We start from the raw sequence: 13,072 nt of genomic DNA, 5'->3' as shown, positions 1-13,072 counted from the left end.
GAAAATAGCCGCCGCAGTTGGCAAAATCCCTTACTTATCCGTAGAGGGTATCAAAGAAAAAAATACTGCCATTGTCCGCCTATTCCGGCTTGCGTGGTGTTGTAGGGAATAGAGGGGAAATTCTAAAAATCTCCGTCCATTTTGCTTTGCGTGGTGTTGTAGGTAGTGAAAGGAAAATTTTCAAGATAAGCCGGAATAGCGGGTAGCAAAGCCCTTTTGAAACGTCTTGTTAGCGGAAAGTACGGAAGCCGGGGAACGCCGGAGTTTTTCAGAGCAAGATTCTACCGAGGTGCCAAAATTCGCTCTCCGCTTATTTTTGCCCCTGCGGGAATCTTGTTGGGGAGTGCCTTCCCCAAACCCTGCTATGCGCCCTGTCGGGCGAGAAAGGAGGTCACAGACCATGCGAAAGAAATACAATACGCCCCACCGCCGTCATGTGGTAAAGACCCGCATGACCGATGAAGAATACGCCGACTTCACCGGGCGGCTGGCGGCTTATGAAATCAGCCAGTCCGAGTTTATCCGGCAAGCCATACGGAAAGCGACCATACGCCCCATTGTCACCGTTTCCCCGGTCAATGACGGGCTGCTTGCCGCCCTCTCCAAGCTCACGGCAGAGTACGGGAAAATCGGCGGCAACTTAAACCAGATTGCCCGGAGCCTGAACGAATACGGAAGCCCCTACCGGGGGCTGGAAAAGGAAGTGCGGGGAGCCGCCGCCGACCTTGCCGCCTTGAAGTTTGAAGTCTTGCAGAAAGTAGGTGAAGCCGTTGGCGATACTCAAACATATCAGCTCTAAAAATGCCAACTACGGGGACGCTGAAAAATACCTCACATTCGAGCATGACGAGTTTACCATGAAGCCCACCCTTGACGCAGACGGGCGGCTCATACCGAGGGTAGACTACCGCATATCCTCTCTGAATTGTGGCGGGGAGGATTTTGCCGTTGCCTGTATGCGCTCCAATCTCCGCTACGGCAAGAACCAGAAACGGGAGGACGTAAAGAGCCACCACTACATCATCAGCTTTGACCCACGGGACGGCCCGGACAACGGCTTGACCGTTGATCGGGCGCAGGAGCTGGGCGAGAAGTTCTGCGCCGAGCATTTCCCCGGACACCAGGCCCTTGTCTGCACCCACCCGGACGGACACAGCCACACCGAAAATATCCATGTGCATATCGTCATTAACAGTCTGCGGATTGCGGAGGTTCCCATGCTGCCCCACATGGACAGGCCAGCGGACAGGAAAGCAGGCTGCAAGCACCGCTGTACGGACGCAGCTATGAACTATCTGAAAGCCGAAGTCATGGAGATGTGCCACAGCGAGGGGCTTTACCAGATAGACCTTTTGAACGGCAGCAAAGAACGCATTACCGAGCGTGAGTATTGGGCGCAGAAGAAAGGACAGGCTGCCCTTGACAGAGCCAACGCCCCTATTGCTGCGGACGGTATCGCGCCCCGGCAGACCAAGTTTGAAACGGATAAGGCGAAGCTGCGCCGGACTATCCGGGAAGCCCTTGCCGCTGCTTCCGGCTTTGATGAGTTTGCCGCCCTGCTTCTCCGGCATGGTGTGACCGTCAAGGAGAGCCGGGGGCGGCTAAGTTACCTCACGCCGGACAGGACGAAGCCAATTACCGCCCGGAAGCTGGGGGACGATTTTGACCGGGCTGCTGTCCTCTCCGTTTTGGAGCAGAACGCCGCCAGAGCCGCCGAAAAACCCGCAGCCATAGCGGAATACCCCGGCAGTATCAAAGACCGCTTACGGACGAAAAAAGAAGCGAAAAACGCCCCGAACAATGACGCTGTACAGCGCATGGTAGACATAGCCGCCAAGCGAGCCGAGGGGAAAGGACGGGGCTATGAGAAGTGGGCGACCATGCACAACCTCAAACAGATGTCGGCTACCCTCATGCTCTACCAGCAGTATGGCTTTTCTTCCCCGGACGAGCTGGACGCTGCCATTTCCGCAGCCAACACCGCCACGCAGGAGAGCCTTGCCGGACTGAAAGGGCTGGAAGCCGCTATCCGGGAGAAAAAGGAATTGCAGCGCAACCTTTTGGGCTATATCGGCACGAAGCCCGCCCGTGACGGTCTGAAAGCGCAGAAATCGGAGAAAGCCCGGAGAGCCTACCGGGAACAGCACGAAAGCGATTTTATCATAGCGGACACAGCCGCCCGTTATTTCCGGGAGCATGGAATAACCAAGCTGCCAGCCAGCAAAGCCCTGCAAAGGGAGATTGAGCAGCTTACCGTCCAGAAGAACGCCGGATATAACGACTACCGGGAGAAACGCCAGCGGGCGCAGGAGCTTCAGACAGTCAGACGCAATATCGACCAGATTTTAAGGGGCGCACCGAGCCAGCAGAAAAAGCGTGAACAGGAGCGTTAAAGACCGCCCCGAAATGATACCGAAACCCTACAAAAATACAGGTATGATATGAACCCTTACCGCAATACTCCCCGACTTCCAAACGGGGCTTACAGGGCAGAAAAAGCCCGAAAATGATACCGAGAACATACAGAAAATGCCCCCTATCCCGCTACACCGATAGGAACGGCAGAAAGGAGCTTACCATTGCCGAGAATGAGCAAGAAGCGGCGGCTGGAATGGTCTTTCTTCCTCAACCACCGCAACCGTATCACTTACAACGACCTATGCCGGGGCTGCACCCGTGACTGCAAACAGAGCTTCCGGGCGGTTATCATACTATGCCCTCGCTATTATTCCAAACGCTGGAAAAAGGAGGACGCAGCCTATGGCAGATAACCGCAAATATTACTACCTCAAGCTGAAAGAGAGCTATTTTGACGATGATGCAATCGTTCTGCTGGAAAGTATGCAGGACGGCGTTATCTATTCCAACATTCTCTTGAAGCTGTACTTGAAATCGCTGAAAAACGGCGGGAAATTGCAGCTTGACGAGAATATCCCCTACACCGCCCAGATGATTGCGACCATTACCCGCCAGCAGGTAGGTACCGTAGAGAGAGCTTTGAAAATCTTTATGAAGCTGGGGCTTGTGGAGCCTTTGCCAAGCGGCGCACTCTACATGAGCAACATTGAGCTTTTAATCGGCCAGTCCTCTACCGAGGGGGAGCGCAAGCGCAGGGCGCGGCTGGCTTTGCAGGAACAAAAAGCCCTGCCGCAGACAGGGGCGGACAAATGTCCACCATATCGAGCGGACATTTGTCCACCAGAGATAGAGATAGAGAAAGAGATAGATATAGAAATAGAAAAAGAGAGAGAGTTAGAAACGGGACACCCCGCCCCCGCCGCCTATGGCAGATACCACAATGTCATTCTTTCCGATACGGAGCTTGACGGGCTGAAAACAGAGCTTCCCGGCAAGTGGGAGTATTACATTGACCGCCTATCCTGCCATATCGCTTCCAGCGGGAGGAAATACAAGAGCCATGCAGCCACGATTTTCAAGTGGGCGCAGGAGGACGCAGCCAAGAAAGCCCCGAAAAAGGGCATACCCGATTATACCTGTAAGGAGGGCGAGAGCTTATGACGAATGGATTTGATGAAATGATTTTGAATATGACCGACACCACGCCGGAGCCGGAGGACTACACCGGCGAGGACGGGCTTTTATACTGCGGGAAGTGCCACAAGCCCAAAGAGGGCTATTTCCCCAAAGAAACCGCCGCATGGCTGGGGCGTGACCGCCACCCGGCAGAATGTGACTGCCAGCGGGCAGAGCGTGAGGAACGGGAAGCCGCAGAGAAACAGCGCAGTCACCTTGAAACTGTCGAGCGGTTGAAGCGGCGGGGCTTTACAGACCCGGCTATGCAGGGCTGGACGTTTGAGAACGACAACGGCAAGTGCCCGCAAATGGAACACGCCCATTTCTATGTGGAGAACTGGGAAACCATGAAAGAGCGCAACATTGGCTATCTGCTATGGGGCGGCGTTGGCACAGGCAAGAGCTATTTTGCGGGCTGTATCGCAAATGCCCTTATGGAGCGTGAAATCCCCGTGTGCATGACAAACTTTGCATTGATATTGGGTGACCTTGCCGCCAGCTTTGAGGGCAGGAATGAATATATCTCCCGACTTTGCAGCTTCCCGCTGCTTATCCTTGACGATTTTGGAATGGAACGGGGAACGGAATACGGCTTAGAGCAGGTCTACAACGTGATTGACAGCCGTTACCGCAGCGGCAGGCCGCTGATCGTCACGACTAATCTCACGCTGGAGGACTTGCAGCACCCGGAGGACACCGCCCACGCCCGCATTTATGACCGTCTGATTGAAATGTGTTCTCCTGTCCGCTTTACCGGGAGCAACTTCCGAAAAGCCACGGCGCAGGAGAAAATGGGACAACTGAAAAAGCTGATGAACAGAAAGGAGAGCCGCCTATGACCAACACCCCAAAGAATGACCGCAGCACCCGCCGCCCGGATTGCGTGACGGAAATCCGCATAGGTAATTCTGTCCTTGTCGTTTCCGGCTATTTCAAGCAGGACACCACCGCCACCGCCGCCGATAAAATGCTGAAAGTGCTGGAAGCGGAAGCTGCTACACAAAAATCGGCAATTTGACGGGACGTAAAGAAGCAGAAAGGACTGTACAGCCAGCCCCGGCGTGTGGTATGATAGTCATACGGAATAGTGGGGCTGGCTGTCGGAAATGGAGGACACTATGTTAAGACAGACCACCCGAAACCTTATTACCGCCCTTTATCCGAGATTATCCCACGAGGACGAGCTGCAAGGTGAGAGCAATTCTATTTCAAACCAGAAGCGTATTCTTGAAACCTATGCGAAGCAGAACGGCTTTTCCAATCTGCAATGGTACACAGATGACGGTTATTCTGGGGCGAACTTCCAAAGACCCGGTTTTCAAGCCATGCTTGCGGACATTGAAGCCGGAAAAGTCGGCACCGTTATCGTCAAGGATATGTCACGGTTAGGGCGAAACTATCTGCAAGTGGGAATGTATACGGAAATGATTTTCCCACAGAAAGGCGTCCGCTTTATCGCTATCAATGACGGAGTGGACAGCGCACAGGGCGACAATGATTTTGCCCCTCTGCGGAACATTTTTAACGAATGGCTGGTGAGAGATACGAGCAAGAAAATCAAAGCAGTAAAACGGTCTAAGGGTATGAGCGGGAAGCCCGTCACGAGCAAACCCGTATACGGCTACTTTATGGACGAGGACGAAAATTTTATCATTGACGGGGAAGCCGCCCCTGTTGTGCGGCAGATTTACAGCTTGTGCCTTGCCGGGAACGGGCCGACCAAGATAGCCCGTATGCTCACAGAGCAGGAGATCCCCACGCCGGGAACGCTGGAATACCGTCGGACGGGAAGCACCCGCCGCTACCACCCCGGCTATGAGTGCAAGTGGGCGACCAATACCGTGGTACATATCCTTGAAAACAGGGAGTACACGGGCTGTCTGGTAAACTTCAAGACGGAGAAGCCGTCCTACAAGACCAAGCACAGCGTAGAGAACCCCATTGAGAAACAGGCGATTTTCGAGAACCACCATGAGCCTATCATTGACACCCAGATGTGGGAGCGTGTGCAGGAGTTACGCAAGCAGCGCAAACGCCCGAACCGCTATGATGAAGTGGGCTTATTCTCCGGCATACTCTTTTGTGCCGACTGCGGCAGCGTCCTTTACCAGCAGCGTTACCAGAACGCCACCCGCAAGCAGGATTGTTATATCTGCGGGAGCTACAAGAAGCGTACCCGTGACTGTACGGCGCACTTTATCCGCACCGACCTGTTGACCGCCGGAGTGACCGACAATCTGCGGAAAGTCACCAGCTATGCAGCGAAGCACGAAGCCCGGTTTATGAAGCTGCTGATCGAGCAGAACGAGGACGGGGGCAAGCGCAGGAACGCCGCAAGGAAAAAGGAGCTGGAAGCCGCCGAGAAGCGTATCAGCGAGTTATCCGCTATCTTCAAGCGGCTGTATGAGGACAGCGTGACCGGGCGCATTTCAGACGAGCGTTTCACGGAGCTGTCGGCAGACTATGAAGCCGAGCAGAAAGAACTGAAAGAGAGAGCCGCCGCTATCCGGGCAGAGCTTTCCAAAGCGCAGGAAGCCACGGTAAACGCAGAAAAGTTTATGAATGTTGTCCGCAAGTACACCAGCTTTGAAGAACTTACCCCTACCCTTTTGCGTGAGTTTGTGGAGAAAATCGTTGTGCATGAGTGCAGCTATGACGAGAACGGCACACGCAGACAGGACATTGATATTTATTACTCTTTCGTTGGCAAGGTAGACCTGCCCGAATGACCGCCCGACCTATCCGGCGCAATGCGCAAACGCCGGATAGGAACGGCAAAATTTTTTACACTTCTACTACTTCTTTATCACACATCAGCAAAGAGCCAGGGCGTGAAGCAGCTGGTCGCGGGCGGCGGCGTTGCCCTGATCGGCGTGACCCTTGTCCCGCTGCTGTCCGGGCTGCTGGGCTAAGCCCTGCATCGCTGCCCACAATTTTCCGAACAACTAACACTTAAAATCCTACTCCGCGCTCTCCCACCGAACCGGGAGGGCGCGGGAAAGGAGGTATCTTTGCTTGATTAGTGAGATCATCGAGAAATGGATAAAAGGCATTTTGATCGATGGCATCACGGGCAACCTCTCCGGCCTGTTCGATAACGTGAACGCCAAGGTGGGCGAAATCGCTTCCAACGTTGGCTCCACCCCGCAGGCGTGGAACAGCGGCATCTTCAATATGCTGCGCAACCTTTCCGAAACGGTGGTGCTGCCCATTGCAGCGGCTATCCTTGCCCTTGTGATGTGCCATGAGCTTATCCAGATGATTACCGAAAAGAACAATATGCACGACTTTGACACCTCCATGTTCTTCCGCTGGATTTTCAAGTCTGCTTTTGCCATCCTCATTGTCAGCAACACATGGAATATCGTTATGGGTGTGTTCGATGCCACCCAGAGCGTTGTCAACCAAAGTTCCGGCGTTATCATCGGCGAAACGTCCATCCACTTTGACCGCCTGATACCCGGACTGGAATTTCAGCTGGAAGGCATGACCATTGGCAGTCTGCTCAGCCTGTGGTTCCAGACCCTTGTGGTGGGCCTGACCATGAACATCCTGTCCATCTGCATCTTCCTTGTGACCTATGGCCGCATGATTGAAATTTATGTAGTGACGGCGTTAGGGCCTATCCCGCTGGCGACCATGGGCAGCAGCGAGTGGTGCAGCACCGGGCAGAACTATTTGAAGTCTTTGCTGGCACTGGGTTTCCAAGCGTTCCTGATTATGATTGTCGTGGGTATTTACGCGGTGCTGATACGCAACATTTCGGGCGCGGCGGACATTGCCGGGGCCATCTGGGGCTGCATGGGCTACACCGTGCTGCTCTGCTTCTGCCTGTTCAAGACCGGCAGCATCAGCAAATCCGTGTTTGGTGCCCATTGAGAAAGGAGCGTTTGAATGGCGTATGTGACCGTTCCCAAAGATTTGACCCATGTAAAATCCAAAGTCTTATTCGGGCTGACCAAGCGGCAGCTGGTCTGCTTCGGCGGTGCGCTTTTAACGGGCGGACCGCTTTATTTTTTGGCCCGGAACTATCTTTCCAACAGTGCAGCGGCCCTGCTGATGATTTTTGCCATGCTGCCGGGGCTGCTGTTCGCTCTGTTCGAGCGGCACGGCCAACCCCTTGAAGTGGTGATTCAGCAAATGATTCAGTGCTGTTTTCTGCGCCCCAAGGAAAGGCCCTATCAGACCAACAATGCTTATGCCGCCCTTGTGCGGCAATACCAAATGGAACAGGAGGTAAAGGCCATTGTCCAGAAAAACGACACCCCGCGAAACCGAAAAGCCCAAAAAGCTCACCCGCACCCAGAAAAAAGAAATTGATGCTGTTCTCCGCAAGTACAAGGGTGACGGCAAGCCCCGCACGGCACAGGCCACCATCCCGTATGAGGCCATCTACCCGGACGGTGTGTGCCGCATTGACCGACGCACGTTCTCCAAGTGCATTGCCTTTGAGGACATCAGCTATCAGCTGGCCCAGCCGGAAACGAGGACCGCCATCTTTGAACACCTGTGCGACCTGTACAACTATGTGGATGCCTCCATCCATGTGCAGCTTTCGTTTCTCAATCGCAAGGTTGACCCGGTGCAGTACGCAAAAAGTTTTGAGATCGCACCGCAGGGGGATGATTTTGACGACATCCGCGCCGAGTACACCGCCATCCTGCAAAAGCAGCTTGCCAGCGGAAACAACGGCATTGTCAAAACCAAGTACCTGACCTTCACCATCGAGGCAGACAATCTAAAAACCGCACGGGCGCGGCTGACCCGCATTGGTCTTGACCTGCTGGGCTATTTCAAGACCATGGGCTGCGTGGCGCACGTCATGGACGGACAGGCGCGTTTGGAGGTGCTGCACGGCATCTTCCACCCGGACGGGGAACCGTTCCGCTTTGACTGGGACTGGCTGGCGCCCTCCGGCCTGTCCACTAAGGATTTTGTGGCCCCGTCCTCCCTCTGCTTCGGCACGGCCAAGACTTTTGGACTGGGCGGCAAATATGGAGCTGTGAGCTTTTTACAAATCCTTGCGCCGGAACTTTCGGATGAAATGCTGGCCGATTTTCTCAAAACGGAAAGCGGCATTCTCGTCAATCTCCATGTGCAGGCCATCGACCAGACCGAGGCCATCAAAACCATCAAGCGGAAGATCACAGACCTTGACGCCATGAAGATTCAGGAGCAGAAAAAGGCTGTCCGTTCCGGGTACGACATGGATATACTCCCCAGCGACCTTGCCACCTACGGTGAGGACGCCAAAAAGCTGCTGAACAAATTGCAGACCCGGAACGAACGGCTTTTCATGCTGACTTTTTTAGTGCTGAATGTGGCCGACACCAAGCAAAAACTGGGCAACGATGTGTTCCAAGCGGCAGGTGTGGCCCAGAAGTACAACTGCTCTCTTGTCCGGCTGGACTACCAGCAGGAGCAGGGCCTTGTGTCCAGTCTGCCGCTGGGCATCAACCAGATAAGGATTCAGCGCAGCCTTACCACCTCCAACGTGGCGGTGTTTGTGCCCTTTGTCACGCAGGAGCTTTTCCAGAGCGGTGCGGCCATGTACTACGGCATCAACGCAAAATCCCACAACATGATCATGCTGGACCGCAAGCAGGCCCGGTGTCCCAACGGCTTGAAGCTGGGCACGCCCGGCAGCGGCAAATCCATGAGCTGCAAGTCCGAAATCGTCAGTGTGTTTTTAACGACTGCTGACGATATTTTTATTTCAGACCCAGAGGCCGAGTATTATCCGCTGGTCAAGCGGCTGCATGGGCAGGTCATCAAACTTTCGCCCACCAGCAAGGACTATGTAAATCCTCTGGACATCAACCTGAATTATTCCGAAGATGACAGCCCGCTGGCCTTGAAGTCGGATTTTGTGCTGTCGTTCTGTGAACTGGTCATGGGCGGCAAAACGGGTCTGGAAGCGATTGAACGCACCGTGATAGACCGTGCCGTGAAAGCCATCTACCGCCCCTATCTGGCGAATCCCTGCCCGGAGAATATGCCGATTTTGTCTGACCTCCACCAAGCCCTGCTCGACCAGCACTTGCCGGAAGCGGACCGGGTAGCGCAGGCATTGGACTTGTATGTGTCCGGCTCGCTGAATGTGTTTAATCACAAAACGAATGTGGACATCCACAACCGGCTCGTGGCCTTTGACATCAAAGAGTTAGGCAAGCAGTTAAAAAAATTGGGGATGCTCATTATCCAAGACCAGATATGGGGCCGTGTCACCCAGAACCGCAGCCAAGGCCGGGCCACATGGTATTTTGCGGACGAGTTCCACTTGCTCCTGAAAGAGGAACAGACCGCCGCGTATAGTGCCGAGATTTGGAAACGCTTCCGCAAATGGGGCGGCGTGCCCACAGGCGCCACCCAGAATGTGAAGGACCTTCTTTCTTCCCCGGAGATCGAGAACATTCTGGAAAACAGCGACTTCATCACGCTGCTGAATCAGGCATCCGGCGACCGCAAAATCCTTTCGGAACGGCTGAACCTCTCCGCAGACCAGCAGAAGTACATCGACAATTCGGAACCGGGCGAAGGACTGCTGATTTTTGAAAACGTGGTGCTTCCGTTTTCCAACCCCATCCCGAAAAACACACAGCTCTATAAGATCATGACCACCCGGCTCAGCGAGGTGGTGGAGCTATGAGCTTAACACATTTCAGCTTGTTTTCCGGCATCGGCGGCATCGACCTTGCCGCGGAAGCAGCGGGGTTTACCTCTGTCTGTCAATGCGAGTGGGCGGCATTTCCCGCCGCTGTGCTGGCAAGCCACTGGCCGGAGGTGCCCCGCTTTCAGGACATCACCACTGTAACAAAGGAGGCTTTCTTTGAAAAAACAGGACTTCGCACCGTCACCCTCATTTCAGGTGGCTTCCCGTGCCAGCCGTTCTCCACCGCAGGGCGGCAGCGCGGCTTCCACGATGAACGCTACCTGTGGCCCGAAATGCTGCGGGTCATCCGGGAATTGCAGCCCCGTTGGGTGCTTGGAGAAAATGTTGCTGGCTTCCTCCGTATGGGGCTCGACAAAACGCTCATTGACTTGGTGCAGGCAGGTTACGATGTTCGGGTTTTCGTATTACCTGCTGCTGCCGTTGGCGCGTGGCACGAACGGAAACGGGTATTCATCATCGGCTCCGCTGCTTCCCACACCCCTTGCCAGCGACACCGGGGATGTGGGCAAGGGGTTGGACATCCAAATCTCTGCGAACGGCAGCTATCGCAAGATGAACAAGGATGGCAAAGCATGGACGGCGCGGCTCTCTCATGTGGTCTACCGAATGACCCCCACCACGCTGGAAAAGCCCTACCTCAACCCGGACTGGGTAGAGTGGCTGATGGGTTTCCCGCGCAAATGGACGGACATTCCCTTTGGGCCGAAGAACCCGCCGACATCCCGCGCCTGACCGAAGATGTGCCGAACCGCAGCAAGCGGATGAAAACACTGGGCAATGCGGTTTCGCCGCCGCAGGTGTTCCCGATTCTCAAATACATTGCGGACATTGAAACAAGCTGCTGCCCGATGGGAGGTGAAGAACTTTGAAAGAATTGCAGACAAAAGCCAAAGTCACCCAGACTATGACCCGTGACGGTCTGGTGGTAGAAAATCAGGCGGACGGCACTGTGGAGAACGTTTCCAGCCGGGAGGCGGAACAGGACTACTCCACGGATGCCGAGGGCAAGGCCGAAAAAATTCTGGAACGGGCCGAGGACATCAAGGACGGGCATAAAAATAAAAAGAAAGCGAAAAAGGCGGCAGAAACCGCAGCCACCGCCGAAAGTGAAGATGGTCTGCACCGTTCCGCCGCCCGTTTGGAATTGATCGAGGAAGAACGGGCAGACCCGGCGTTGCAGCCGTACATCCAAAAGGCGGAAGCAAAGGCCGACAAGCTGGATGCGGCCCGCGCCGCTCTGCCGAAGAAGCGTGTCCCGGTCAAGGAAAAAGTTTACGATGCAGCCAGCGGCAAGGCAAAATCCACCCTGCGGTTTGAGCAGCAGGACAAAGGCCCGCCCAGCCTGAAACCAAACCCGGCCAGCCGCCCGCTGTCGGAAGCATTGCTGTTCGCTCACGGAAAAATCCACGAGGTCGAACACGAAAATGTGGGCGTGGAGGGCGGCCACAAAGGTGAAGAACTGGTGGAGCGTCAGACCGCCAAAGCCATCCGCAGCGGCATCCGGCACCACAAGATGAAGCCCTACAAGGCCGTGGAAAAGGCAGAGCGTCAGCTCATGTCTGCCAATGCAGAATACTTTTACCAGAAATCCTTGCGGGACAATCCGCAAATTGCACAGGCGGCCAGCAACCCCATTTCCCGGATGTGGCAGAAACGGCGTATCAAACAGCAGTATGCCAAAGCTGCACGGCAGGCCGGACAAGCCGCCGCGCAGGGTGCAGCCGCCACCGCAGAGAACGGTTTCCGGGTAACGAAGCTGGCGGCCGAGGGCGGCGAACGGGTAGCCGAATTTGCGGCCCGGAACTGGAAAACCATTCTGATCGTGGCGGTGTTCGGTCTGCTGGCTCTGCTCTTGATAACGGGCTTGCAGTCCTGCACGGTGATGGCGGGCACCGCTGGGACCGGCGTGACGGCATCCTCTTACTTTTCCAAGGACAAGGATATGCTGGGTGCAGAGAAAGCCTACGCCAAGCTGGAACAAAAACTGCAACGGTATCTCGACACCTACGAGGCCACCCACAACTACGATGAATACCATTTTTATCTGGACGAAATCGAGCATGACCCCTATGTGCTGATCTCGATTTTGTCCGCGCTCCATGATGGCGTTTTTACATTGGCCGAGGTGCAGGGCGAACTTGAAATGCTCTTTGAAAAGCAGTACATCCTGACCGAGACCGTGACCATGCAGATACGTTACCGTACAAAAATGATGGTCATTATTGGCCCGTATGGTGTGCCGCAGGTTATCACTTACCAAGAACCGTATGAATACTACATCTGCACCGTCAAGCTGAAGAACAAGGATTTATCCCATCTGCCCGTGGAAGTGCTGACCGAAGAACAGCTTAGTGCCTATTCGCTCTATATGCGCACACTGGGCAACCGGCCGGATTTGTTTGGCAAAGCGCAGTACCCCAATGCGTCCACCATCAAGCAGCCCACCTACTACGATATTTCCCCGGAAGCACTAAAGGATGATAGGTTTGCCGCCATGATGGAGGAAGCCACGAAGTACATCGGCTACCCGTATGTGTGGGGCGGCAGTTCGCCCAGCACCAGCTTTGATTGCAGCGGCTACATTTCGTGGGTGCTGAATCACTCCGGCTGGAACGTGGGCCGCCAGACCGCACAGGACCTTTACAACCTCTGTACTCCTGTTTCGACGGCGCAGGTCAAACCGGGCGACCTTGTATTTTTCAAGGGAACCTACGATACCCCCGGCGTGAGCCATTGCGGTATCTATGTAGGCAATTCCATCATGCTGCACTGCGGCGACCCTATCTCCTACACAAACCTCAACTCAAAATATTGGCAGGAACATTTTTACAGCTATGGGCGTTTACCGTGACGCCAGAAAGGATT

At 54.7% G+C, this 13,072-nt stretch carries 12 protein-coding genes and 1 pseudogene; all 13 read left to right on the top strand.

Annotated elements, in window-relative coordinates; genetic code table 11:
- Positions 1-400: 400 nt before the first annotated feature.
- The 13 genes and pseudogenes from ACKXGA_RS07165 to ACKXGA_RS07105 all read left to right on the top strand — a co-directional run bounded on the left by ACKXGA_RS07165 (position 401) and on the right by ACKXGA_RS07105 (position 13,058).
- Positions 401-799 carry a plasmid mobilization protein gene (locus ACKXGA_RS07165; RefSeq protein WP_002602094.1) on the top strand — a complete coding sequence of 133 codons (399 nt, stop codon included), beginning with the start codon at positions 401-403 and terminating at the stop codon, positions 797-799.
- Positions 771-2,393 (top strand): relaxase/mobilization nuclease domain-containing protein, encoded by a 1,623-nt coding sequence (locus ACKXGA_RS07160; protein ID WP_002602093.1) that lies wholly within the window; start codon positions 771-773, stop codon positions 2,391-2,393. The genes ACKXGA_RS07165 and ACKXGA_RS07160 overlap by 29 nt, the downstream gene beginning before the upstream one ends.
- A 186-nt stretch (positions 2,394-2,579) precedes the next feature.
- A complete protein-coding gene (locus ACKXGA_RS07155) occupies positions 2,580-2,771 on the top strand; it encodes a hypothetical protein (RefSeq protein WP_006058351.1) in 192 nt (63 codons plus the stop codon).
- Complete coding sequence (locus tag ACKXGA_RS07150) at positions 2,761-3,519, top strand: phage replisome organizer N-terminal domain-containing protein (RefSeq protein ID WP_002605636.1); 759 nt, start codon at positions 2,761-2,763, stop codon at positions 3,517-3,519. The genes ACKXGA_RS07155 and ACKXGA_RS07150 overlap by 11 nt, the downstream gene beginning before the upstream one ends.
- Positions 3,516-4,373 carry an ATP-binding protein gene (locus tag ACKXGA_RS07145; RefSeq protein WP_002605635.1) on the top strand — a complete coding sequence of 286 codons (858 nt, stop codon included), beginning with the start codon at positions 3,516-3,518 and terminating at the stop codon, positions 4,371-4,373. Before ACKXGA_RS07150 ends, ACKXGA_RS07145 begins: the two co-directional genes overlap by 4 nt.
- Complete coding sequence (locus tag ACKXGA_RS07140; protein WP_002605634.1) at positions 4,370-4,552, top strand: transposon-encoded TnpW family protein; 183 nt, start codon at positions 4,370-4,372, stop codon at positions 4,550-4,552. Before ACKXGA_RS07145 ends, ACKXGA_RS07140 begins: the two co-directional genes overlap by 4 nt.
- A 100-nt stretch (positions 4,553-4,652) precedes the next feature.
- Positions 4,653-6,263, top strand: coding sequence for a recombinase family protein (locus tag ACKXGA_RS07135; RefSeq protein WP_002605633.1), 1,611 nt, complete (start codon positions 4,653-4,655; stop codon positions 6,261-6,263).
- Between the two features lie 87 nt (positions 6,264-6,350).
- Positions 6,351-6,446: pseudogene (locus ACKXGA_RS07130) on the top strand (Maff2 family mobile element protein); the annotation flags it as partial.
- 103 nt (positions 6,447-6,549) lie between these two features.
- Positions 6,550-7,413: a VirB6/TrbL-like conjugal transfer protein, CD1112 family gene (locus tag ACKXGA_RS07125; protein WP_423730367.1), complete on the top strand. Its 864-nt coding sequence runs from the start codon at positions 6,550-6,552 to the stop codon at positions 7,411-7,413.
- A gap of 15 nt (positions 7,414-7,428) precedes the next feature.
- Positions 7,429-7,854 (top strand): PrgI family protein, encoded by a 426-nt coding sequence (locus tag ACKXGA_RS07120; RefSeq protein ID WP_005922883.1) that lies wholly within the window; start codon positions 7,429-7,431, stop codon positions 7,852-7,854.
- On the top strand, positions 7,781-10,183 hold the full coding sequence (locus tag ACKXGA_RS07115) for a VirB4-like conjugal transfer ATPase, CD1110 family (protein ID WP_423730366.1): 2,403 nt from the start codon (positions 7,781-7,783) through the stop codon (positions 10,181-10,183). Before ACKXGA_RS07120 ends, ACKXGA_RS07115 begins: the two co-directional genes overlap by 74 nt.
- Complete coding sequence (locus ACKXGA_RS07110; RefSeq protein ID WP_423730365.1) at positions 10,180-11,076, top strand: DNA cytosine methyltransferase; 897 nt, start codon at positions 10,180-10,182, stop codon at positions 11,074-11,076. Before ACKXGA_RS07115 ends, ACKXGA_RS07110 begins: the two co-directional genes overlap by 4 nt.
- The gene (locus tag ACKXGA_RS07105) at positions 11,073-13,058 is read left to right on the top strand and encodes a C40 family peptidase (protein ID WP_423730364.1); all 1,986 of its coding nucleotides are present in this window, start codon (positions 11,073-11,075) and stop codon (positions 13,056-13,058) included. Before ACKXGA_RS07110 ends, ACKXGA_RS07105 begins: the two co-directional genes overlap by 4 nt.
- Positions 13,059-13,072: the final 14 nt, after the last annotated feature.

Source organism: Faecalibacterium hominis (ex Afrizal et al. 2022) (genome assembly GCF_049545105.1).
GTDB lineage: Bacteria > Bacillota > Clostridia > Oscillospirales > Ruminococcaceae > Faecalibacterium > Faecalibacterium duncaniae.
Note: the sequence above shows the minus strand (reverse complement) of the source record. Positions and strands in the feature narration are given on the sequence as shown.